This window comes from Prosthecobacter fluviatilis, from assembly GCF_042655725.1.
Classification (GTDB): domain Bacteria; phylum Verrucomicrobiota; class Verrucomicrobiia; order Verrucomicrobiales; family Verrucomicrobiaceae; genus Prosthecobacter; species Prosthecobacter fluviatilis.
On the sequence record NZ_JBHSMQ010000004.1, the window covers coordinates 305,759 to 328,269 of the forward strand.

The window sequence follows — 22,511 nt, forward strand, 5'->3', positions numbered from 1 at the left end:
GAATGACAGAAAGGCGGCGCGACGTATGCTCATAAACGAAGTGGACCTTTCCAAACGCCCGGTTCGTGCGCAATCTTCAATTCATCCCATGAAACACATCCTCTTTTCACTCGCCGTGTTTTCCGTGTGTTTTGGGGGAAGTCTTGCCGCCGCAGTCAAAGAAGGCGTCAAATCCAAAAGCCCCCAGGCTCGTACCGCCGCCGATCTCGCCGAGGCCATCCGTCCTTCGCTGGTCAAAATCACCCAGATCGGCCGTGAGGGCACCGACGGCATCGGTTCCGGCTTCATCGTGAGCGAGGACGGTTTGATCGCCACCAATCTGCATGTCATCGGTGAGGCCCGCCGCCTGCAGATCGAAATGCACGACGGCAAAACCCATGCTGTCACCGTCGTCCAGGCCAGCGACAGCCATCACGACCTCGCCCTGCTGAAAATTGACGCCAAAGGACTCAAGCCCCTGCCGCTGGGAGATTCCGGCAAAGTCCGGCAGGGAGAGCCCATCGTCGCCATGGGGGCTCCTGAAGGGCTGGGTTTCAGCATCGTGCAGGGCGTGCTCTCGGCCACGCGCGAGGTCGATGGCCAGGAGATGCTCCAAGTCGCTGTGCCCATCGAGAAGGGCAACAGCGGCGGCCCGCTCCTCGACATGCAGGGAAATGTCCTGGGACTGCTGACCTTGAAGTCTCTCAAAACAGACAATCTCGGTTTCGCCATGCCCGTGAACGAGCTCAAAATGCTGATCGAAAAGCCCAATCCTGTGCCCATGTCACGTTGGCTCACCATCGGTGCGCTCAATCCCAGACAATGGCAGACCTATCTCGGGGCGCAGTGGACGCAGCACGCGGGAGTCATTCGTTCCGAATCTGTCGGCTCAGGCTTCGGCGGCCGTGCACTCTGCCTTTCGACGCAAAAAGTGCCCGATGGCAGTTTTGAAGTTTCTGTGACCGTGCGTCTCGATGATGAGTCTGGAGCCGCCGGCCTCACCTTTTGCTCCGACGCTGCAGACAGGCACTACGGCTTCTATGCCTCGGGCGGCAAGCTGCGCCTCACCCGCTTTGACGGCCCCGATGTCTATTCATGGACCATTCTGGCGGATGTCCCGAGTGACGCCTACAAGGCCGGGGAGTGGAATACGCTGCGCGTCCGTGTCGAGCCGGAGCGCATGGTCTGCTTTGTGAACGGCAGGCAGGTCATCGAAAGCAGCGACACCGGCCTGCGTGGTGGCGCTGCAGGGCTGTGCAAATTCAGGACCACCGTGGCCCAGTTCCGCAATTTCCGCGTCGGAACTGACCTCGCTGAGAAACCGCTGCAGCCTGAGCTCGCCTCCCAGCTCCGCTCCAAGGTGGAGGAATACATCGCCGAAGCCACCAGCGCCGACAAAACGCTGGAAGGCCTGCTGGAAAACCCCTCTGCCGCCCGCCGCGTGCTGGTAGAGCAGCGCCGCAGGCTTGAGGAAGAGGCGGTCAAACTGCGCGATCTCGAGCGTGAGCTGCACCGCCGGGCCATGACCAAGGAAATTCTGGCCGAACTCGCCAAGCCCGAGCCTGAGATCAATCTGCTGCGCTGCGCCCTCCTGCTGGCGCGCCATGACAATCCGGAGATCGACATCGCAACCTACCTGAACAGCTTCAAGGCCATGGTGCTGGATCTCAAAGACGACCCCGAAATCAGCAAAGGCACCATTCCTGCCGTGAAGAGACTCAACCGCTACCTCTTTGAGGAAAACGGCTTCCACGGCAGCCGGGGCGACTACGGCAGCCGCTCCAACAGCTACCTCAACGAGGTCATCGACGACCGCGAAGGCCTGCCCATCACACTGAGCCTGCTCTACGTTGAACTCGCCTCAGCCCTGGGCGTTCAGGGCGTGTTTGGCGTGCCGCTGCCCGGCAAGTTCATGGTCGGCTACCGTGACGGTCCTGAAGGCGAGCTCCAGCTCGTGGATGTCTTTGAGCATGGGAAGCTCGTCACGGTCGAGCAGGCGGCGCTCGATCTCACCGAAGACGGTCATTTCCCGGAAGGATCCCTCTCGCCCACCACCAAGCAGGCCATCCTCCTGCGCATGCTGCGGAATTTGATGAGCAGCGTCTTCGACGACAGCCGCTCCCTCCGGGAGTCACTGCCTTATTTGAACCTCGTCCTGGCCATTGATCCTCAGTCAGCCGCCGAACGCCTCACCCGCGCCCAGATGCGCCAGCGTCTCGGGGAAAAAGCCGGCGCTCGCGAAGACGTAACGTGGCTGATCGACAACTTTCCCGCTGACGGCCCTCCCGAGCTCATGCAGCAGCTCGACCGCTGGCTGCAGTCGCTGCGGGAGTAAAGTTGCCCAGTTGCGCCGCAACTGGACTACTTTTTAAACCCCGCCAGCCGCACCCCGAACAGCCAGCGAAACGGCGGTTTCAGTGCCAGCGCCTTGCGCAGGCCATGCGGCAGCAGGTCCAGCAGCTTTTCGCAGATCACCGCTGGCCAGGTGGGAAGCAGGATGAATTTGCCACGCCCGCCGAAAATGACGCGTGTTTTTTCAAAGCCCACCTGCCGGAAAAGCGCGGACAGATCGCCCACGGTGTACTCCTTGAGGTGAAACCCCTTCGCCTCAGGGTCACAGATGCAGCTGATGTCATGCGGTCCGGTCAGACGGCTGGGCGTGATGCACAGATAGACCCCTCCGGGGGCCAGCGCCGCATGCAGATGCCGGAGCTGCTCCACCGCATCGTCCGGGTGCAGGTGTTCCATCAACTGGTTGCTATAGGCCACGTTCACACTGCCCGGAGCCACAGGGATGGTGCTGCCGTCAGAGAGCACCAGCCGCAGATTGTCAGGAAGCACGCGTTTGCGGGTGATTTCATCAGAGACGTCCACCGCCAGCACCTGGGAGACTCTGGCCGCCACCGTCTTGGCCAGCTCACAATCTCCCGGTCCGACTTCGAGAAACACGGTGTTCGGCTTCAAGAATGGCGTCAGAATCTCCATTTTTTCAGCCACATCGGCCGCCAGCCGTTCCGGGGAGGCTTTGTTGGTATGCTGCGGATGATCCGGAACACGTTTAAAAAGCTCATCATAGACCTCGGAGTAGAGCGTGCGGCGCTGCTCCTTGGTGGCATGCCGCAGCCGGTCGGCGAGCTCGCGCTCCACCTCATAATGCTGGCGGAGCTGTTCCGGGGTGCGGGTGTCGGTGACGGTGACTGGCATGGATGCGCAAAAATCTAAGCGGCAGATGCGGTTCAGGCAAGGGCGCGCACTTCCTTGCTCATTGAGGAAGTGCGAATTAGCATGGGGGCGATGCTGAAACACTTTCTTTTGCTCTGCCTGCTCACGGCTGTGGTCCAGGCCCAGGACCTGGGGCCGGCCAAGGACGATCCCTCTGTGCCCAAGGATCGCGACACCATCCTGCGCATCCAGATTTTCCTCGACAAGAACCTCTTTGGCCCCGGCAAGCTGGATGGTGCCGTCGGTGAGTTCACCTACAAAGCCGTGGTGAATTACAACTATGCCCATGGACACAAGGACCTCTACAACTGGGCACGAATCCAGGCGGCGGCCATGGACGAGGTCCCTGTGATCTTCGCCGCTTTCAAGATCACGCCCATCTTGACCCGCTATGTGACAGCCGACCTGCCCGAAGACTACGAAAAAGCGTCCGCTTATCCGTTCATGGCCTATCGCAGCATGCAGGAGCTCATCGCGGAACGGTTTCATACTGATGAGACCTTCCTCGCCGCCATCAACCCCGGCAAAAACATGGCCGCGCTCAAGCCCGGAGACATCATCGTCGTGCCAAACGTCAAGTCCTTCAGGATCGAGGACATCAAGCCCATGCAGAGCTTCAAGACCGACGCCTTGCTCAGCAGTCACACCATCGTGGTGGACACCACGGAGCGCATGGCTGCCATCTACAGTGACAAGGAGATGATGCTGGCCGCTTTTCCCATTACCCCGGGCAAGCCTCAGTTCATCCCCGTCGGTACCTGGAAAGTGGTGACCATGATGGCCACGCCCACCTTCCGCTACGACAAGCAGTTCCTCGAGGAAGGCGTGCGCGGGGAGGAGGCCTTTCAGATCCCGCCCGGGCCGAACAGCCCCATTGGCGTCATCTGGTGCGGCCTGAGCAAATCGGGCATCGGCCTGCACGGCACCGCCATGCCGCGCACCATTGGCCGTACCCGCAGCGCAGGCTGTGTCCGCTTTGCCAACTGGGACGCCATTCGACTTCCGCAACTCATCCGGCCAGGAACGCGCGTCATCGTGCGTTAATCTTCCACCATGCGCATCCTCATCGCCGGTCTCTTCCACGAGACCCACACCTTTCTTGACGGACTCACCCCGCTCTCTGATTTCCAAATCCGCCGCGGGGAGGAACTCTGGGCCTCCAAAGGCGACTCCTCACCGCTCGGTGGCGTCCTTGAATTGGCGGATGAATTTGGCTGGGAGATGATTCCTGCCGCCGACTACCGTGCGCAGCCTTCCGTCACCGTGGCGGATGAGGTCATTGAGCAGTTCTGGAACGACATCGCCCCCTATGCCGCCCAAGGCGGCTACGACGCCATCTATCTGGTGCTTCATGGTGCCATGGTCTCAGAAACGATCCTCGACGTCGAAGGCGAAATCCTTCGCAGGCTCCGCACCCTCACCACGGTTCCCATCTTTGGAGTCTTTGATCTGCATGCCAATTTCTCGCCGCAAATGGCTGCGCTGGCCGACTGTTTGGTAGGCTACCGCGAAAATCCGCACACTGACGCACGCGAAGCGGGTTTGATCGCAGCGCGCCTGCTGAACCGCTGCCTCACTACGGGCCAGCGTCCGCACATGCAGCTCCAGCAGCCCGGCATCATCTGGCCGCCGACCGGCACCGGCACTTCGAAGGATCCCATGCTGACGCTGGAAAAGATGGCTCGGCAGTTTGAAGGCGAGAATGAGTCGCTTTGGGCCATGAGCATCGTCGCCGGCTTTAGCTTTGCGGACACGCCTGACACAGGCGTTAGCTTTGTTGCCTGCACCACGGTGGATGCTACGCAGCAACTGGAAGAACTCTGCAAGCGTGCGCAGGAACTCAACCACCTCGGCCAGGTCACCGATCCGCCGGTAGATGAAGTGCTCGAACAGCTTAAGCCACGGTCTGAAGGTCTGACCGTGCTGGTGGAGCCCTCAGATAATATCGGTGGCGGCGCACCCGGAGACTGCACCGGGCTGCTGCGTGCCCTCATCCGCCATGGCATTCCAAATGCCGCCATCTGCATCAATGACCCGCAATCTGTCAGCCAAATCGCCGCTGGTGCGCGTAAAATTGCACTCGGTGGCAAAGGCAGCCGTCTGGATGCAGGCCCGCTCGAAATCGAGGTCGAACTCATCGCCTTGAACGACGGCAGATTTGAACTCGAAGACAAAAACAGCCATCTGGCCAGCATGTGTGGCGATGTCTTCGACATGGGCCGCTGCGCCGTGGTGCGGCATGCGGGGCTTACCATTCTCATTACCAGTGTGAAGACGCCGCCTTTCGATCTGGGGCAGTGGCATAGTCAAGGTATTGCGGTTGAGCAGCTTAGCGTGGTCGGAGTCAAGGCTGCGGTGGCGCATCGGCGGGCCTATGACAAGATCGCGGCACGCATGCTGTGGGTGGATACACCGGGACCTTGCAGCAGCAATCTGGCGGCGCTGCCGTTCCGACATCTGAAGCGCTCCAGGTAAAATACATCCCAAGAGGATCTTCGGTGCAGCGTCATGCGGTGTGATTCCACGCCGCCATGAACACGAACGATCCCAAACAACCGTCTGCGTATCAAGTGCCACCCGGCTGGGAGAGGTTTCAACCGCCGCCTGTGGCTGAGCCCGTTCTACAGGCTGTCCTGGTGGAGGACAGGCCGCCTGCACCGGCACGCATTCAGCCGCCTGCCCCTGCATGGCTGCGCTTCTGGCGGCAGATGGGTGGAGGCTCGCTCATGCTCAGCCTTGCGGTGCATGTGGGGCTGCTGCTGGCGGCGGGGGTCATCATCGTTGGGACACAGATGGCGAAGCCGGTGAATGATTTTATACCGTCGGGCCCGACGCAGGCGAGTGTCGAGGCTTCGCAGGATTTGGCATACAAGGTCAGCATGAAGCAGATGGATGCGATGGCGAGAAAGACGCCGCAGACGCGCATTGGGGTGGATGGGCCGACTGACTGCTTGCTGCCTGAGGCAGGGGTGATGGAACTTCCGGAGGCAGGGAATGGAACGAGCAGGCTGATGAGCGCATCCATTGGCAGCAAGCTCCCGGGCATGGAGGGCTCCGCCCCACCGACCATGCTGGCGAATTTGCCGAACATGTTTGGGGGGCGCTGCTCGATGCAGAGCAGGCTTGAGAAATTGAGGGAAAATGGCGGCACGGCGGAGTGTGAGATGGCAGTTTCCCGCTCATTGGCGTGGCTGAAGGGGCAGCAGAATGCGGATGGGTCGTGGGGGCGGGCGAACAAGGGGGCGATGACGGGTTTGGCGCTGCTTTGCTACCTGGGGCGCTGCGAGACGCCAGATTCTGCGTTCTATGGCGACAATGTGCGCGATGGGATGCTCTATCTGGTGGAGCTGGCGCGGAGAAATCCGCATGGGATTTTGGCGGAGAATCTTGTGTCGAATTCCGCAACTTATGAGCATGGGATCGCGACTTACGCGCTCGGCGAAATGTATTCGTTCTACCGCCTGGGCAACCGGAGCCTGCCGGGATTGCGCGAAACTTTCGAGAAGGGGGTGCAACTCATCATTGAGCAGCAGAATCCGCAGGGGTCATGGACCTATGGGGGCAGGGATGCGGGCCTGCCGACTGCCTACAACAAGGACAGCCGGGGTGAGGATTTGTCGGTGAGCGGGTGGCAGTTTCAGGCGCTGAAGGCGGCGAAGCACTCGGGACTGAAGATCGAGGGGCTGGATGGGGCGATCAAACGGTGCTGCGATTATCTGGAGTCGAAGCAGACGAAGGACGGGGGCTTTGGCAAAACGAACCGGGATGAGCACTACAACCAGTGGAGTCTGACGGGATGCGGGGTGCTGGGGCTGCAGACGCTGGCGCAGCACAAGGCGACGGCGGTGAAGAAGGGGATCCGGTTTCTGAGGGAGTTTCTGAGCGCCGAGCCGCTGGACTGGGAGCGCAACTGCAACCTGTACTGCTGGTATTACTACACGCAGGCCTTCTTTCAGGCCGGCGGGGAGGACTGGCGTTTTTACAATGCACAATTTTTGCCGCAAATCATCGGTGCGCAGCAGGCGGACGGCTCTTTCAAACGTGGGCGGCCCAACTGGCCTGCGGGTGACGCGGCGGATGCGATTTACAGGCAGTGCCTGTGCACGCTGCAACTGGAGGTCTATTTCCGGTACCTGAAGGTGGCTGACCGTGAGGAGCCGTCGATTTTTGAGAGGCAAACAAGGCGTTAATTGCACAGCCTCACAAGATCGGGTGAGGCATTACCAAGGGGGGGGTTGCAGCGAGGTTCAATCTGAGCTTTCGTAAGGCCAGCGTGAGTCCAGTATTCCGCAGCCTCTCTCTTATGGAAGTTTTTGCCGTCACCATCTTCGTCAGCCTCATGTTTGCCGTGTTATTTGCGGCGCTGTATCTGGCGGAGCGTGTGCAGCGGCGGAGGGGCAGCATCGAACAGGATGCACTGCTGCCGCTCGATGAGCCTGAGGGCCAGCGGGTGACAGTGCCTGCATCTTCCACCCACACCACCTTTTCCCATGACTAGCACCGCAGCCTCCAAAGTACCCATTGAGTTCAACGACAAAGTCGTGCGCCAGTTCATGCTGGCCTCGATCATCTTCGGCGTCGTTGCCATGCTCGCAGGCGTGTTCATCGCCAGCCAGCTGAACTTCCACCAGCTCAACCTTGCCGAATGGCTGACGTTTGGCCGTCTGCGCCCGCTGCATACGAATGCGGCGATTTTTGCGTTCGTGGGCAACATGATGTTCGCAGGCATCTACTACTCGACGCAGCGGCTGTGCAAATGCCGGATGGGCAATGACACGCTGAGCGCGATTCACTTCTGGGGCTGGCAGCTGATCATTGTGGCTGCGGCGATCACGCTGCCGCTGGGGCTTTCACGAGGCAAGGAGTACGCCGAGCTGATCTGGCCGATCAACGTGGCGGTGGCGGTGATCTGGGTGGTGTTTGCGATCAATTTCTTTCTGACGCTGCACAAGCGCAACGAGCCGAGCCTGTATGTGGCGCTGTGGTTCTACATCGCGACGATTGTGACGGTGGCGATGCTTTACATCGTGAACCACCTTTCGATTCCCACGAGCTGGACACACAGCTATGGCGTCTTTGCCGGTGTGCAGGATGCGCTGGTGCAGTGGTGGTACGGGCACAATGCGGTGGCCTTCTTCCTGACGACGCCGATCCTTGGCATTATGTACTACTTCCTGCCGAAGGCGGCAGAGAGGCCGGTGTATTCCTACCGGCTGTCGATCGTGCATTTCTGGTCGCTGGTGTTTCTTTACATCTGGGCGGGCCCGCACCACCTGCTGAACACGGCGCTGCCGAAGTGGCTGCAGATGCTGGGGATGTTCTTCAGCCTGATGCTGTGGGCTCCGAGCTGGGGCGGGATGCTGAACGGCCTGCTCACGCTGCGCGGTGCGTGGGACAAGCTGCGGACGGATCCGGTGATCAAGTTCTTCATCGCCGGGGTGACGTTCTACGGCATGTCCACCTTTGAAGGGCCGCTGCTTTCCATCCGTGTGGTGAACTCGCTTTCCCATTACTCTGACTGGACGATCGGTCACGTGCATGCGGGTGCGCTGGGCTGGAACGGCTTCATGGCCGCAGGTTTGTTCTACTGGCTGGCGCCCCGCCTGTGGAACACCCGCCTGTATTCCAACAGCATGGCGAACTTCCACTTCTGGATCGGCACGTTCGGCATCCTGCTTTATGTGGTGGCGATGTGGATCAGCGGCATCATGCAGGGGCTGATGCTGAACCAGGTCACGGCGGACGGGCTGGCGGTGAAGAACACCTTCCTGGACACGCTGCAGGCGATCCGCCCGCTGATGGGGCTGCGCGTGATCGGCGGCGGCATGTTCCTGCTGGGCTGGATTGTGATGTGCATCAACCTGTGGAAGACGATCCGCAGCGGCAAGCCGGTGAACGAAGTGCGCGAGGTGGCGGTGCTGCAGCGTGGCAACACGGACACGATGGGCATGAAGGAGACCTTCTTCAACGACCCGACGGCCTGCACGTTTGGAGCGCTGCTGCTGATCTTTGGCTGGATCTTCCTGCCGCCAGGAGCTGACGTGGCCTCGCTGATCTGCGCGATCGTCTTTGGCTACATGGCTGTGCGGCGGTTCCAGAAGACGAGCCACTCGTGGGCCAACTGGTACGAGAGCCTGCTGCACAACTACCTGCCGTTCACGGTGCTGACGTTTGTGGCGGTGGTGATCGGGGGGCTGATCCAGATCATCCCAACGGTGACGGTGAACAGTGCGAAGAATGTGGAGGACAGGCTGCAGAAGCTGTATGAGCCGCTGGAGCTTGCGGGCCGTGACATCTACGTGAGCGAGGGCTGCTACAACTGCCACTCGCAGATGATCCGCACGCTGGTGCCGGATGTGATGCGCTACGGCGACTACTCGCGCCTAGGCGAGAGCATCTACGACCATCCGTTCCAATGGGGCTCGAAGAGAACGGGGCCGGATCTGGCCCGCGAAGGCGGCCAGCGTCCTGATTCCTGGCACTACGAGCACCTGATGGACCCGCGGTCCATGTCTCCGCAGTCGAACATGCCGCCGTATGCGCACCTGAGCGGGAAGGCGTTTGACCAGAAGGCGCTGCCTTCGAAGATTGCGGTGCTGCGCCGTCTGGGAGTGCCTTACCCGCCGATGGATGCGACGGAGATCAAGATGAAGGCGCTGGAGCAGGGGGTGAAGATCGCCACGGAGCTGAAGAAGTCGAACATCGTGGTCCGGCCTGACAGCGAGATGGTGGCGGTGATCGCCTACCTGCAGAAGCTGGGCCAGTTTGAACAGCCTGCCGTGGAGGAAACCCTGACCAAGAAAGGGCAGGGCGTGCCTTTCCCGCTGTCGCCGATCATTCCTGACAAAGGCCGCCGGGACAACGGAGCCGAGTAACCCCCAACCTTTCCGCCGCCATGTACAAGCGCATCATTTATGAAAACTGGCACCTCGTGGTGCCCATCATCTCCTTCGCCACCACCGTGCTGGTCTTTGGCATCATGACTCTCCGGGGCATGCTGCTGCGCAAGGACAAGGCCGAGAACATGTCACGTCTGCCACTCGAATAATCCCCCCGCCATGGACTCCAAGAAGCCATCCCCCAACAACAACGAGCCAACACTCCGCGAACACGTCTATGACGGGATTCAGGAGTATGACCAGAAACTGCCGAACTGGTGGCTGTTCACACTGTACATTGCCATCGCGTGGTTTGTGGTGCACTGGTTGTGCTACTACCAGCTTGGTCTGGGCAGCAGCGACACGAGCATCATCGACAAAGCCATGGCGGAAATGCAGCAGGCGCGCGACAAGCAGATGGAATCCATCACGGATGAGCAGCTTTGGGCGCTTTCGAGGGATGCTGCGGCGGTGGAGGCCGGAAAGGCGACCTTCATGACGCCGGGCATGTGCGTCACCTGCCATGGTCCGGATCTCAGCGGGATGCTCAGCGGTGCCAAGCTGCCCGGCCTGCCGCTGAATGACCAGGAGTGGAAGCATGGCGGGAAGCCGACGGAGATTTTCAAGATCGTCCGGAAGGGCTCGCCTGACATCACCAAGGGCATGGCGGCCTGGGAACAGGTGCTGGGCATGAAGCGTGTGAGCGAGGTGGTGGCGTTTGTGCTGAGCCACCACAAGGAGGGTGAGCCGATCACCCGTGCTGCTGATTCACCACCTGCACCTGCAACCACCGCGCCAGCGCCCGCCGCGAAATAAAGCCGGGACACGTCTATGCCAGCCCCCAACCCCAACCTCGTCTCTCTCGGATCCATCAACCAGGATGGCAGTAAAAAAACGCTGCACCCTGCGGATGTGTCAGGCAGGCTGACGCGGGCAAGGCGGCTGGCGGCGCTGGTGCTGCTGCTGATCTATGTGGCGCTGCCCTGGATCCCGGTGAACGGTTTTCCGGCGGTGTTTCTGGATGTGCTGAACCGGCGCTTTCATTTCATGGGGCTGACGCTGGCGGTGCAGGACCTGTGGGTGGGGTTTTTCCTTGTCACGGGGCTGGGGTTCTCGCTGTTTTACGTCACGGCGCTGTTTGGGCGGGTGTGGTGCGGCTGGACATGCCCGTACACGGTGTTTTTGGAGCACATTTACCGGCGCATCGAGAGGCTGGTGGATGGCGATGCGACGGCACGGCGCAAGCTGGATGCTGCGCCGTGGACGGCGGGCAAGATAGCCCGGCGCGGGCTGAAGCACGGGCTGTATGTGCTGGCTTCGCTGATCATCGCCCACATCTTTCTGAGCTATTTTGTGTCACTGGAGAAGCTGTATGAGATGATGCACCACTCGCCGCAGGCGCATGTGATCGCGTTTGGGGTGATGCTGTTTCTGACGGCGGGGCTTTATGGGTCGTTCAGCTGGTTCCGGGAGCAGTTCTGCGTGATCATGTGCCCGTATGGGCGCATGCAGTCGGCGCTGACGGACGACCACACGATCAACGTGGGCTACGACAAGAAGCGTGGGGAGCCGCGCGGCAAGGCGGGCACCACGGGGGCGGGGGACTGTGTGAACTGCATGCGCTGCGTGCAGGTGTGCCCGACGGGCATCGACATCCGCAACGGGCTGCAGCTGGAGTGCATTGGGTGCGCGGCATGCGTGGACGCCTGTGACAGCATCATGACGAAGCTGGGGCGGAAGCCGGGGCTGGTGAGGTATGACTCCTTCACGGGATTTGGCGGCGGGAAGACGCGGCTGATCCGGCCACGCATCATTTTCTACACCGGGCTGCTGCTGCTGGGGCTGGGGGTCTTTGGCTTTGCGGCGAGCCGGATCGAACCGATGCGTGCGAATGTGCTGCGCATGCAGGGGTCTCCCTACTACGTGACGAACAACGTCGTGCGAAACCAGTTTTTGGTGAGGCTGATCAACAAGCGCAACGAGCCGCGGACATTCACGCTGGCGCTGGCCGGAGATCTGCCGGGCGGACTGGCGGCTGCGGGTGCGGATGCGCCTGTGACGATCGCCGCGCAAGGGGAGGAACTGAAGCCGCTGATGATCACGCTGCCGGAGGCCGCTTTCAAAGCACCCTTCAAACTCAGCATCACGGTCACCGACCTGAAGGATGGCAAGACCTACCGTACGAAGCCTTTCGAGTTTGCCGGGCCGGACCCAAGCCTGAAATCCAATGACTACCTCAATCCCAGCCAATACCTCCAAAAGTGAAGCCAAGGGCTTCATTGCGCGCCGCCCCTGGCTGTGGGTGGTGCTGGCGTTTGTCGTGCTGATCAGCGCCTGGAGCGTGCTGTTCTACATCGCCATCAAAAACCAACCGGAGGTCGTGCCGCTGAAGCAGCTGATACCGGCATGATGCAGATAGACACCAGTGCTGCCGCGTTTGTGGCCGGGATCGTCACCAGCGTGCATTGCGTGGGCATGTGCGGGCCGCTTTCGTGCTCATGGGCCGTGGGGCCCAAAGGGGGAGGGTTTATGCGGAGCACGGCCTTGTACCACAGCGGGCGCATGGTGTCGTATGGTGCGGCGGGTGCGATCGCGGGAACTCTGGGAGCGGTGCCGCTGGCGTTTTTCCAGCATGGTGCGGGCATGGTGCTGCCGTGGCTGCTGGTGCTGGCTTTTGCGTGCGTGGGGCTGGGGCTGGACGCCTGGCTGCCGAAGCCGCACTTTCTTTCCGCCGGGCTGCGCCGGGTGCAGACGGCGGCCTTTAAAATGAAGAGCACGCTGCGTGCCGCCATCCTGGGACTGGCGACGCCGCTGCTGCCGTGCGGGCCGCTGTATATGATGCTGGCGCTGGCTTCTGCGAACGGCAGCGCGGTGAAGGGGGCGGGCTTTGCCGTGGCGTTTGGGCTGGGGACGCTGCCGCTGCTGTTTCTGGCGCAGACGCAACTGCATATGCTGGGTGGGCACCTCCAGCCTGCCACGATGCGGAAGGTGCAGCGTGGCCTGGCGCTGGTGACGGCGGTGATTCTGGCGTGGCGGCTGCGTGACACGCTGGACTTTGGAAGCAGCGAGGCGGCGAGCTGCTGCCATGCGGTGAACTGATGCGCGATGCCATGAATGGGACAATACTGAAACGGGGCGTTGAGCGCGGCAGGCATGTGGCGGGGCTCTTTGCAGACGCTGCTGGTGAGCATGGGGTGGGACGGAGTGGTGGGTTTGCTTTCCGGATGGGCATGGCAAGACCCAGGGAAGCACTCGCTAAAGCTCGGCATCCCTGGGCTATATTACGCAACCCCTTTGGGGTTGGTGTGAGGCGGAGCAGAATGGCGGAAGATGGTGCTTCCCGTCCGAGCAGGCTGAACACGCCGGAAACGATGTGCGAGGGAAAGAGTGGCGAACGAAATCACGGCTGCATCCAGCGCCAATCATTTATGGGGCATGACCTTCCGATGCGGGATGACGTCAACACGCTGGCCCTGTGCGGGGCGTTACTCAGGCGCTGCAGCCAAGCGGCGCCAATGCGGCTGCCGGAGCGCTGCGGACTCGGAGGTGCGCACGCCTTGAGTGCCGGGGGCTTAACTGACGAAAATGCGATGGCTTAACATTTATGAACACGATTTGCCAGCACTGCGGGACGCCAGTCCCACCCACGCGAAGCGACGGCTTCTGCTGCTCAGGCTGCCGGTCTGTGCATGATCTGCTGCAGCAGGAGGGGCTGGAGCAATTTTACGATCTTAAATCCGGACTGAACCTGCCGCCGGTGCCGGCGCAGGCGATGAGGCAGCAGGACTATGGCTGGCTGGAAACGGCGACGCTGGCGGCCGAGGGCACGAGGGCGAGCGAGGATGTGGCGGCTGAGCTGAGCGTGTCTGTGCAGGGGCTTTCATGCATGGCGTGCATCTGGCTGATCGAGCGGGTGTTTGCGAAGCTGGGCGGGACGCAGATCCAGGTGGACATCTCCAGCGGCGAACTGCGGATGGCGTGGCAGCCGGGGAAATTTCAGCCGGTGGAGTTTGCGCGGGAGCTGCAACGCTTTGGCTACCTGCTGGGGCTGCAGCGTGCGGATGGCGGACAGCCGCGTGACAACACTCTTGAGCGCCGTACCGGGGTGTGCGGCGCGTTTGCGATGAATGCGATGGCGTTCTCACTGCCTGCGTATTTTGGCATGCCGGCGGATTTTGCCTTTGCGCCATGGTTTGACCTGGTGGCGGCAGCCTCGGCAACGCTGGCCCTGCTGGTGGGCGGCAGCTACTTCGCCCAGCGGGCGTGGCATGCGCTGCGCGCGGGGGTGCTGCACATCGACACGCCGATCACGCTGGGCATTCTGGCGGCGTATGCGGGCTCGATCATCGGGTGGCTGAGCGGGGAGCCGGGGCTGAAGTATTTTGATTTTGTGGCGATGTTCATCTTTCTGATGCTGGGGGGGCGGCTGGTGCAGCAGATGGCGGTGGCGAGAAACCGGCGCCGGCTGCTGCGTGACCCATCCATCCCGGAAGCGGAGATGCTGGAGGCGCTGCAGGCGGGGGCGAGCTTTACGGTGAAGCCGGGGCAGGCGGTGCCGGTGGCGGCGAAGCTGACGGATGAGCATGCGAGCATCAGCCTGGAGTGGATCAGCGGAGAGAGCGACTCGTGCACGCGGAGCAGCGGCCAACTGCTGCCCTCCGGGGCGCTGAACGCTGGAACGCGGACGCTGAATGCGGTGGCGCTGGAAGGCTGGAAGGAGTCAACACTGCACAAGCTGCTGGATGCACGCCGTGGAGGTGACCAGCGCGACCTGCGACTGGAAAAGCTGCTGCGCGGTTATTTGGTGGTGGTGGTGCTGGCGGGCGTGGTGGGCGGACTGTGGTGGTGGTGGCACACGGGGGAATGGGCGCGGGGGCTGCAGGTGATGATTTCGGTGTTTGTGGTGTCCTGCCCGTGTGCGCTGGGTGTGGCTGCGCCGCTGGCGGATGACATCGCGGCAAGCCGTGCGGCGGACCAGGGTGTGTTTGTGCGAACGCTGGGGCTGTGGAAGAAGCTGACGCGGCTGCGGCAGGTGGTGTTTGACAAAACGGGGACGCTGACGCTGGAGAACCCGCTGCTGACGAACCCTGAGGCGCTGAGCGGTCTGGACGATGATGCCCGGCAGATGCTGCGCCACCTCACCCGTGGCAATCTGCACCCGGTGAGCCGCAGCCTGTTTGACGCGCTGGGCGGGATGCCGGAGCAAGGCCTGGACGCTGAGGTGACAGAAGTGCCGGGGCAGGGGCTGCGCTGTGAGCATGCGGGCTGTGTGTGGGCGATTTCGCGACCGCAGGATGCGGGGGCTGACGCCATCTTTACGCGGGACGGGCAGACGCTGTGCGCCTTCCGCTTCCGTGATGCGCTGCGTGCTGAGTCTGTGGCGCAGATGGAGGCGCTGCAGGGGCGCGGGCTGCGGGTGGAGATCCTGAGCGGGGACCGTGAGGCTAAGGTGGCGGCGATCGCGAAGCAGCTGAACCTGCAGCGGGAGCAGTGGCAGCACAGCCTGACGCCGGAGCAAAAGGCCGAGTGGATTTCATGCCATGAACCGCAGAGCACGCTGTACATCGGTGACGGGGCGAACGACAGCCTGGCCTTTGACGCGGCCTCGTGTGCGGGGAGTCCGGTGACGGGGCGCAGCTTTCTGGAGCACAAGGCGGACTTTTATTTCCTGGGGCACAGCATGCGCTTTATGAGCAGCCTGCTGGACATCGCGGCGACACACCGACGTGCGGTGCATGCGGTGTTTGGCTTTTCAGTGACGTATAATATTGTCACTGTGATCGTGGGGCTGATGGGACATCTGAGCCCGCTGCTGGCGGCGATCCTGATGCCGCTGAGCTCGCTGGTGACGCTGTCGCTGGTGGCGCTGATTTTCCGGCGTGGCGGGAGTGTGGTGAAGAGGTATGCAGAGCCGGATGTGGTGAGCGAGGCTGAGTGTGTGACGGCGTGCTGAGGGGGGCTTCCCTGACTTCTAGAACGATGTATTCGAGCTCAAAGGCACATGCCGGAGGGTTGGGAAGGTCATGCTGGCTTCCGTGTAAGCGCTGAGCGGCAGAATGCTTCTCGCATACCTTCGGCATGCACCTCTAAATAGGAATGTTTTCTTTGCATGGTCCGGTGGTTCTCGCTACACCGCTTCGCGGTTTCGCTTCACCACCGGCTAATCTCTCTGCTCCCTGCCGGGAGCCTATGACATGATTGACTCGCTTGAGATAGGGAAGACCGATTCCGCCCATAAGACGGGTGCTCTAATACGCGAGTCAAACTAAATGAGGTGCGGAAAGCGACACGGCTCTGGTGGTGCATCTGAATCCGAGGTGTCTTCCAGATGCGAATGCGTTTTCACCCAGAGTTTCAAGGTGCCGTCGTAGGCTGTTTTGACGCAGGTGTAGCATTCGGGTACTTCGGCGCAGCTGCCGTAGTAGGTGACGATGCGTGTGCCGAGGGGCTTGAGCTCCAGTTGTTGCTGCACGTGGAGGGTGTAGTCGTCGTAGAGGCGTGACTCCATTTCCACATCGTGGTCGATGCGCAGCATGGGGAGGATGTTTTCCTCGAAGGGGTTGAAGAGATAGAAGGCATCGAAGGCGGCAAAGGAGATGGTGGTGATGTTGGCGTGAACGATTTCCGCGCGTGTGATGCGGAGGCGCTCCAGGAGATCGCGTGCGGCTTTGACGAGCCGGATGCGCTGCTCTACGCCGGTGAAGTGACCGAGGGTGGTGGCGGCACCTGCGGCGCAGAATTTTCCGGGGCCGCAGCCGATGTCCAGCACTCGGGTGCCTGGCGCTTCGACGAGCATCTGCGCGGCCATCTGGCAGACGTCGATGGGCGTCCAGTGGCAGGCGGACTGCTCGCGGATGTGGTCGGGGTAATGCTGGTCGAATTCGTGATCTCTGAATGCGGTCAGGAATTCGGTGTCGGACTCGATGGGGGGAGTCGAGGGCTGTGGGTAGAAACGGGTGGGCATGAGGTCGGCGGGGACTGCCAACTCGGCGGTCAGGTGAGCCTGTGAGTTTGTCGATCCGGGGAAGGGGAGCGAGAGGTTATTTCACGTGGAGAGCGTGCGATGCCTGCAAGAACGGCCTGAGCGATGAATCAACCTCTCCTGCGCTCCTTCAGAGCGCGGCCTAGAGCGAGAGAGTGCACATTCAAAACCCAGGGCTTGCGCTGACCATATCTGACTCCTGCGGGCCTTCGGCCCACGACGCAGGGCGATCAACCTGCCATGCTATGAATGGACTCATTCCCCAGAGACGTTTTACAACGCTTTCTGGTATCAGCTGGCGATGGGGCTTGTCGGGCAAGAGTGTCTGTCGTTCTTCATGGCTTCCACCATGAGTCCAGCTTTGAGCTCAAGGTTTTCACTTTGTCTGCGTTCTCGGCTGCGAGGTTTTTTTCTTCGGTGGGGTCTGCCTTGAGGTCGTAGAGTTCGACAATGTCATCGGGTTGGTTGGTTTTGTCGGGGATGATGAGCTTGTCGTGGCCGCTGATGATCCAGCGCCAGCGGAGGCTGGAGGCGGGTACGTTGAGATCGACGAAGTTGTGGGTGAAGCATTCGCCGTAGAGTGTTTTGCGGGCGGTGACGGCGGCGGGGTCGAGGAGATCGATGCCGGGGAAGGTTTTGGTGGGCGAGATGCCGACGGCTTTGAGGAGGGTGGGGACGAGGTCGATGGACTGGGCGAGGTCTTCGGACATTTTGGGCTGCACGTGGCCGGGCCAGCGGATCATGATGGGGGTGCGGAGGCCGCCGTCGTACTGGCTTTGCTTGGATTTTTCGGCGTAGCGGCCGGTCTTGGGATTGGTGATCCAGCCGTTGTCGCTGAGATAGACGAAGATGGTATTTTCCCGGAGGCCGCGGTCGTCGATGTGCTTGATGAGCTCGCCGCAGGTCTCGTCGAACCAGTCGACCATGGCCCAGTATTTGGCCACGTGTTCGCTGGGGGCTTTGTCCTTGTATTTGTCGAGGAGGCGCTTGGGCGGGGTGTGGGGATCGTGAGGCATCATGGGGGCATACCAGACGAAGAAGGGCTTTTGCTGCTTCTGAGCCTCGGTGATGAAGTCATAGACGGGCTGCATGGTCTTGCGGCCAATGTTGAGGCCTTCATCGCCATGGCGGCCGCCGTGGGTCATGCCGTGGGTGAAGCCGCCGCGCTCGTAGCTTTTCTGCCACCATTTGCCGGTCTGGAGGCTGAAGTAGCCTTTCTGCTTGAGCATGGTGGGGAGGGTGCCGGCTTCTTCGAGGTGCTTGCTGACGATCTCGCGGCCGGCATCGAACTGCGGGCTGCTCTGGAAGTCGCGGGGCTTCATGCCTGCGGGGATGGGGGGATCGTTGCTGGTGACCTTGTGCTGATGGGGGTAGAGGCCGGTGATGATGGCGGCGAGGCTGGGGCAGCAGAGGCTGCAAGGGACGTAGCCGCGGGTGAAGGTGAGGCTTTCTTTGGCGAGGCGGTCGAGGTTTGGCGTCTGGATGACGGGGTGGCCCATGAATGCGTAGTCGCTCCAGAGGTGATCATCGGAGATGATCATGACGATGTTTGGCGGTGCATCTGCGGCGGTGGAGATGCCGGTGAGGGCGAGGAGCGAGAGAAGGAGGCGGCGGAGCATGGGCGGATGAGAACGAAGGGGTGAAAGGGCATCTTGCCGGGCAAATGGGGGGCTCATTTGCAAGGAAGGGGAGAATCCTGACTTGCGAATGCGAGCCGCAACGACATCTCTAGGGAGATGATATGGAAACGCATGCGGCGCGTGGTGCCGGCGCTGAGCCTCTGCCTTTTTTCACTGACTGCGTGCAAGATGCATGTGGGCTCTCTGGCCTACAATGCGATGCACCGGGTGACGCGGCCGCTGACGTCTGAGCCGCTGGACTACCTGCCGTATCCGGACCTGAAGCAGTGGGCGGCGCTGCCGGGGCCGATGCTGGAGGTGCAGGCGGGCAGGCTGGTGCCGAGGAGTCTTTTCATCACGGATGCGGAACTGCCGAAGGGTGCGCCGAAGGCGAAGCGGCCGAGCTCGGGCATCAGCGGCAGGGCGGGGGATGTGATGGGGATGGTGACCTCGCTGCTGGCGATCGCGGCGGGCACGCACCCGGATGACAAGCTGGGGTCGATCGATGACACGCGGCGGCAGCTGGCGCTGAACGAGTTTCCGTTTGTGCTGCTGCAGGGGGAGGAGCTGGTGTATGTGAAGCAGGAGAAGCAGATGTGGCCACGGCTTGCCCGGGCTGAGAAGCGGAGCAAGATCACGGTGATCACGAAGGACGGGACATTTTTCGGGATCGCGCAGCGGATTCATTTCCGCAGCTCGTCCTCCGAGGTGGTGCTGGAGGGGGACCCGACGGTGCAGTCCGGGCAGCAGCACATCAAGGGGGCGAAGCCGGACGCGGTCATGGTTTTGGATTTTGCGAAGCGCCGTGTGCTGGTGAACGGGCCGGTGGTGGAGAAGAAGCTTTTCCGGTGAGGGCGCAAGCCTGCGGCATTTTGCGGCGTTTTGTCTGCCATGGATCCTTTTCTTGAATACCACCGCAGTCAGACGCGCCGGCAGTTCTTTGGCCAGACGGGGCTGCGCATGGGGAGTGTGGCGCTGGCGGGGATGCTGGGAGAGCGGTTTGCGAGCGGGGGCACGAGCCTGGTGCAACCTGCGCTGCCGGGGCTGCCACACTTTGCGCCGAAGGCGAAGCGGCTGATCTACCTGCACATGAACGGGGCGCCGTCGCAGCTGGACCTGTGGGACCACAAGCCGCAGCTGCAGCAGCACTACGACAAGGACCTGCCGGAGAGCGTGCGCAACGGGCAGCGAATCACGACGATGACGAGCGGGCAGGCGAGGTTTCCGGTGGCGCCGAGCATGTTCAAGTTTACGCAGCACGGGCAGTGCGGGCGGTTTGTGAGCGAGCTGCTGCCGCACACGGCGAAGATCGTGGATGAGCTGGCGGTGATCAAGAGCGTGCACACGAGCGCGATCAACCATGATCCGGCGTGCACGTTTGTGATGACGGGGAGCGAGGTGCCGGGGAAACCGAGCATCGGCTCGTGGCTTTCGTACGGCCTGGGAAGCGAGAGCAATGACCTGCCGTCGTTTGTGGTGTTTACGCCGACGTTTCCTGCGGCGAGCCAGGCGCAGGCTTTGTTTACGCGGATGTGGAGCAGCGGATTCCTGCCGACGAAGTACACGGGCGTGGCGCTGCGAGGACAGGGGGACCCGGTGCTGTATGTGAAGAATCCGCCGGGGGTGGATGGCAGCGACCGGCGCACGATGCTGGACGCGCTAAACCGGCTGAACACGATCAACCACGACCGCATTGGCGATCCTGAGATCCAGACGCGGATAGCGCAGTATGAGATGGCCTTCCGGATGCAGACGAGCGTGCCGGAGCTGACGGACCTGAGCAAGGAGAGCAAGGCGACGCTGGAGATGTACGGGGACGATGTGCACCGCAGCGGGAGCTTTACGCACAGCGCGATCATGGCGCGGAGGCTGATCGAGCGCGGGACGCGGGTGGTGCAGATCCTGCACCGCGGGTGGGACCAGCACAATAACCTGCCGAAGCTGCTGAAGGGGCAGGTGGATGACAGCGAGCGCGCGTGTGCGGCGCTGATCATGGACCTGAAGCAGCGCGGGCTGCTGCAGGATACGCTGGTGGTGTGGGGCGGGGAATTTGGCCGCACGGTGTACTCCCAAGGGACGCTGACGAAGGAGAACTACGGGCGCGACCACCATCCGCGCTGCTTCACGATGTGGATGGCGGGCGGCGGGGTGAAGGGCGGCATCGAATACGGGGAAACCGACGACTTCAGCTACAACATCGCGAAGGACCCGGTGCACATCAATGATCTCAACGCGACGATCCTGCACCTGATGGGGATTGATCACCGCAAGTTCAGCTTCAAGTTCCAGGGGCTGGACCAGAGGCTGACGGGGGTGGAGGAACACAGTCCGGTGAAGGCAGTTCTGGCGTGAGACTTTGCTCCATAGTGCTCCTGCTGCTGACCTGCTGCCTGATGAATGTGGCTGCAGAGGCCGGTGAAGTGATGACTCAGAGGGTGGCCTCGAATGAAAAGTACACGGCCGTCACCATGAGCGATCCCTCGCTGAACCTGGCGTCATGGTTTGTGCCGAACGAGTTGGGGAGATATGACAAGGGGTTCACGAAGGCGGCGGATCTCATTGAGCATTTCCGCCGCCAGCCGGCGGAGCGGACCGACATGGGGATCTTTGTCGTCAGCTACACGCATTCCGTGGTTCTGAACGAAGAGTCGAAGAAAAGAATGTCTTCTCATTTGCTGCGGCTGCTTGATTACAAGCCCTGGCGTGAGGCTGAGAATGAGCTGGTGCAGGAACTTGTGGACGCGGCGAACAGGGAGGGAATTCCGGTGTGGATCAATTTCACCAACGACATGAGAGGTCCCTACCCGAACAAGCTGCTCACGGATCCCAAGCGGACCCTGAAAAAGTGAGGCGGGTCAAGGTGTGATCTCGACTGTGACGGAGCGGTGGTCTGAGCCTATGTCCGGGCCTATGGTGCGTTTCCGGACGGTCAGGCCGCGTTTGAGGAGGACGTGGTCGATGGGGATCATCACGGGGAGGTTCAGGCCCCAGGTGGGAGGCCAGACGGGAGCTACGGAGCGAAAGTCGAGACCGCCTTTTTCACGGAGCAGGCGCATGCCTTCGCACCAGGGAGTGGCATTGAAGTCTCCGGCGACGATGACCTCCCCGGTGAGGCCGGAGACGAGGGTGGCGAGGCCTGACAGCTGCTCCCACCACGAGTGAGTCTTCTGGACGCCGATGGGCGCGATGGGGTGAGTGCCGATGAAGGTGAGCGGTCTGCCGAGGTGGTCCAGATTGAGGACAACGGTGGGAAGACGCCAGGACGTGAAGCGGCGGACTTCGAGGCTTTTCAAAGGGAGGCGGGTGTAGCAGGCGATGCCAAAACTGCCGTCGCTGAGCTCTTCGACACGGTGGGGGTACTTCACACGGAGCGGCTGCAGGGCTGTGCGCCAGGATTCATCGACCTCCAGGAGACAGACGATGTCTGCGTCTGCCTGCATGACATGGCTGACGGCAGCGACCTGGTTCTTGTTTTGCGTCAGGATATTGAAGGTGGTTACGCGCAGGGATTTTCCGGCAGGCGGCGCATCTGCCTCGGCTGTTTGATGGAAATCTTGGATGATCTGCGCATTCCAGAGGATGGAGACCAGAGAGACAAGGATGAGCCAGGTGCGACGGCGCAGCAGAGCGTAGAGAAAGATGATGCTGCAGACGACGACGTACTGAAGCCTGAAGTGGGAGAGGAGCACAAAAGGCCAGCCGTAGCGGCCCAGGCTGCCGAGCCAGGTGCAGGAGAGGGACAAAAAGACGAGGACGTCGCAGAGCCTGCCTAGCGAGACTGCTTTTTTGACGGGGATGGGATTGTCGGCAGGCGGCGCGTCGTCACTCATC

The 22,511-nt window shown here is 61.6% G+C and carries 19 protein-coding genes; 15 read left to right on the forward strand and 4 right to left on the reverse strand.

Features of this window, described 5'->3' with window-relative positions; all coding sequences use genetic code 11:
* Nucleotides 1-88: 88 nt before the first annotated feature.
* Nucleotides 89-2,314, forward strand: a complete 2,226-nt coding sequence (locus ACFQDI_RS12750; RefSeq protein ID WP_377167095.1) for a trypsin-like peptidase domain-containing protein — start codon at nt 89-91, stop codon at nt 2,312-2,314.
* Nucleotides 2,315-2,340: 26 nt separating this feature from the next.
* Here the strand turns inward: ACFQDI_RS12750 and ACFQDI_RS12755 are convergent, their stop codons facing one another.
* Nucleotides 2,341-3,183: a class I SAM-dependent methyltransferase gene (locus ACFQDI_RS12755; RefSeq protein WP_377167097.1), complete on the reverse strand. Its 843-nt coding sequence runs from the start codon at nt 3,181-3,183 to the stop codon at nt 2,341-2,343.
* 90 nt (nt 3,184-3,273) lie between these two features.
* On the opposite strand from ACFQDI_RS12755, the gene ACFQDI_RS12760 reads away from it, so the two are divergent.
* From ACFQDI_RS12760 to ACFQDI_RS12810, 11 genes are all read left to right on the forward strand, one after another.
* Complete coding sequence (locus tag ACFQDI_RS12760) at nt 3,274-4,245, forward strand: L,D-transpeptidase (protein ID WP_377167099.1); 972 nt, start codon at nt 3,274-3,276, stop codon at nt 4,243-4,245.
* Nucleotides 4,246-4,254: 9 nt separating this feature from the next.
* A complete protein-coding gene (locus ACFQDI_RS12765) occupies nt 4,255-5,676 on the forward strand; it encodes a M81 family metallopeptidase (protein ID WP_377167100.1) in 1,422 nt (473 codons plus the stop codon).
* A 56-nt stretch (nt 5,677-5,732) separates the two neighbouring features.
* The gene (locus tag ACFQDI_RS12770) at nt 5,733-7,391 is read left to right on the forward strand and encodes a prenyltransferase/squalene oxidase repeat-containing protein (protein ID WP_377167102.1); all 1,659 of its coding nucleotides are present in this window, start codon (nt 5,733-5,735) and stop codon (nt 7,389-7,391) included.
* A gap of 113 nt (nt 7,392-7,504) precedes the next feature.
* Complete coding sequence (locus tag ACFQDI_RS12775; protein ID WP_377167104.1) at nt 7,505-7,699, forward strand: hypothetical protein; 195 nt, start codon at nt 7,505-7,507, stop codon at nt 7,697-7,699.
* Entirely contained in the window at nt 7,692-10,076 is a 2,385-nt protein-coding gene (gene ccoN, locus ACFQDI_RS12780) for a cytochrome-c oxidase, cbb3-type subunit I (protein WP_377167106.1), read from the forward strand. The genes ACFQDI_RS12775 and ccoN overlap by 8 nt, the downstream gene beginning before the upstream one ends.
* 20 nt (nt 10,077-10,096) lie before the next feature.
* On the forward strand, nt 10,097-10,249 hold the full coding sequence (locus ACFQDI_RS12785) for a hypothetical protein (protein ID WP_377167108.1): 153 nt from the start codon (nt 10,097-10,099) through the stop codon (nt 10,247-10,249).
* 10 nt (nt 10,250-10,259) lie between these two features.
* Nucleotides 10,260-10,895, forward strand: coding sequence for a cbb3-type cytochrome c oxidase N-terminal domain-containing protein (locus ACFQDI_RS12790; RefSeq protein ID WP_377167110.1), 636 nt, complete (start codon nt 10,260-10,262; stop codon nt 10,893-10,895).
* A 15-nt stretch (nt 10,896-10,910) separates the two neighbouring features.
* On the forward strand, nt 10,911-12,344 hold the full coding sequence (gene ccoG / locus ACFQDI_RS12795; RefSeq protein WP_377167112.1) for a cytochrome c oxidase accessory protein CcoG: 1,434 nt from the start codon (nt 10,911-10,913) through the stop codon (nt 12,342-12,344).
* Complete coding sequence (locus tag ACFQDI_RS12800) at nt 12,307-12,489, forward strand: hypothetical protein (RefSeq protein ID WP_377167114.1); 183 nt, start codon at nt 12,307-12,309, stop codon at nt 12,487-12,489. The genes ccoG and ACFQDI_RS12800 overlap by 38 nt, the downstream gene beginning before the upstream one ends.
* Nucleotides 12,486-13,178 carry a sulfite exporter TauE/SafE family protein gene (locus tag ACFQDI_RS12805; protein WP_377167116.1) on the forward strand — a complete coding sequence of 231 codons (693 nt, stop codon included), beginning with the start codon at nt 12,486-12,488 and terminating at the stop codon, nt 13,176-13,178. The genes ACFQDI_RS12800 and ACFQDI_RS12805 overlap by 4 nt, the downstream gene beginning before the upstream one ends.
* Nucleotides 13,179-13,683: 505 nt before the next feature.
* A complete protein-coding gene (locus ACFQDI_RS12810; RefSeq protein WP_377167118.1) occupies nt 13,684-16,032 on the forward strand; it encodes a heavy metal translocating P-type ATPase metal-binding domain-containing protein in 2,349 nt (782 codons plus the stop codon).
* Nucleotides 16,033-16,344: 312 nt separating this feature from the next.
* Here the strand turns inward: ACFQDI_RS12810 and ACFQDI_RS12815 are convergent, their stop codons facing one another.
* Nucleotides 16,345-17,043, reverse strand: coding sequence for a class I SAM-dependent methyltransferase (locus ACFQDI_RS12815; RefSeq protein ID WP_377167120.1), 699 nt, complete (start codon nt 17,041-17,043; stop codon nt 16,345-16,347).
* Between the two features lie 353 nt (nt 17,044-17,396).
* Nucleotides 17,397-18,680, reverse strand: a complete 1,284-nt coding sequence (locus ACFQDI_RS12820) for a sulfatase family protein (protein ID WP_377167122.1) — start codon at nt 18,678-18,680, stop codon at nt 17,397-17,399.
* A gap of 117 nt (nt 18,681-18,797) precedes the next feature.
* Here ACFQDI_RS12820 and ACFQDI_RS12825 point away from each other — a divergent pair, with 117 nt between their 5' ends.
* From ACFQDI_RS12825 to ACFQDI_RS12835, 3 genes are read left to right on the forward strand one after another with little or no spacing between them, the layout of a single operon-like run.
* The gene (locus ACFQDI_RS12825; RefSeq protein ID WP_377167124.1) at nt 18,798-19,532 is read left to right on the forward strand and encodes a hypothetical protein; all 735 of its coding nucleotides are present in this window, start codon (nt 18,798-18,800) and stop codon (nt 19,530-19,532) included.
* A gap of 39 nt (nt 19,533-19,571) precedes the next feature.
* Nucleotides 19,572-21,032: a DUF1501 domain-containing protein gene (locus ACFQDI_RS12830; RefSeq protein WP_377167126.1), complete on the forward strand. Its 1,461-nt coding sequence runs from the start codon at nt 19,572-19,574 to the stop codon at nt 21,030-21,032.
* Between the two features lie 14 nt (nt 21,033-21,046).
* Nucleotides 21,047-21,529, forward strand: coding sequence for a hypothetical protein (locus ACFQDI_RS12835; protein WP_377167128.1), 483 nt, complete (start codon nt 21,047-21,049; stop codon nt 21,527-21,529).
* Nucleotides 21,530-21,535: 6 nt separating this feature from the next.
* Here the strand turns inward: ACFQDI_RS12835 and ACFQDI_RS12840 are convergent, their stop codons facing one another.
* Nucleotides 21,536-22,510, reverse strand: a complete 975-nt coding sequence (locus ACFQDI_RS12840; RefSeq protein WP_377167130.1) for an endonuclease/exonuclease/phosphatase family protein — start codon at nt 22,508-22,510, stop codon at nt 21,536-21,538.
* Nucleotide 22,511: the final 1 nt, after the last annotated feature.